This is a genomic window from Prochlorococcus sp. MIT 1303, from assembly GCF_001631965.1.
GTDB classification, from domain to species: domain Bacteria; phylum Cyanobacteriota; class Cyanobacteriia; order PCC-6307; family Cyanobiaceae; genus Prochlorococcus; species Prochlorococcus marinus_D.
On the sequence record NZ_LVHK01000017.1, the window covers coordinates 1 to 867 of the forward strand.

1 pseudogene is annotated in these 867 nt (G+C 43.8%); it reads left to right on the forward strand.

What is annotated here, in order from left to right:
* Positions 1 to 176, forward strand: a pseudogene (locus tag PMIT1303_RS13115) (dehydrogenase); the annotation flags it as partial.
* Between the last annotated feature and the right edge of the window lie 691 nt (positions 177 to 867).

Genomic DNA, 867 nt, shown 5'->3' on the forward strand with positions numbered 1-867 from the left:
TGGCCTGGGGGAAAAGGATTGCTCAGGTGTTTTATCGATTTCCCAAGGTGGGATATCAGCTTGGAATCAAAAGGCCAACAGCTCCACAACGGATTGCTCAGATCCTTTCTGGAGAGATGGGATATGGCGACATTGCCCAGCGTGTAATTAAAAGGTTGCTATTGCAACGCTCCTAGCCAAATAAACGTAAGGGTGATTCAGCGAAAAATCACATCAGCTAATCAATACAGTCTGCACCACAAAGGATCAACAAAGCAGGGAAGAGTGAAGACAGGCTGGCAATAGTTACATGATCAAAGGAGCATCTCGTTCTTAATATCTTTCGATGACATAAGACGGAATAATCCCTCATGACAGGTCAGGAATATTGTTCCAGATCAAACCCGGCATGTATTTAATAATAGCCAAATTAAGCACGTATTTGAATTGATTACAAGCTCGAGGGAAGGCGCCTTCTTCTGCGATGACAAGAGCAAGACCAGCGCAGAACAATCGATGCGATAAAACCTCAAATCAAAAAATGCTTGTCTATTGATGGCAGTTTCCGTTCTGTACATACAATTTCTATCACCCTTCTACTTTGGATCAAAGCGAAACCATAAAGTAGCCAATTAGAGCAACTCCTCGTTGCTCTAATTGGCTACTAAATAAGCTTAAAGACTGGGGTGTCCAAGGCGCTCTGAGGCTGCAACGCTCAGATAAAGTCAACAACATCAGCAGCTAGGAACGCATCCTTATCAACATCCAGCAATGTGGTGTGTATGCCATCTGCTGTGAGCAATAGATCATCTCCAACTTGCGTCAAGGAAAGCTCAACTCCATTAGCAACAGAGATGCGATCGTTTTCAGCGAATGAAAAGCCGCTGA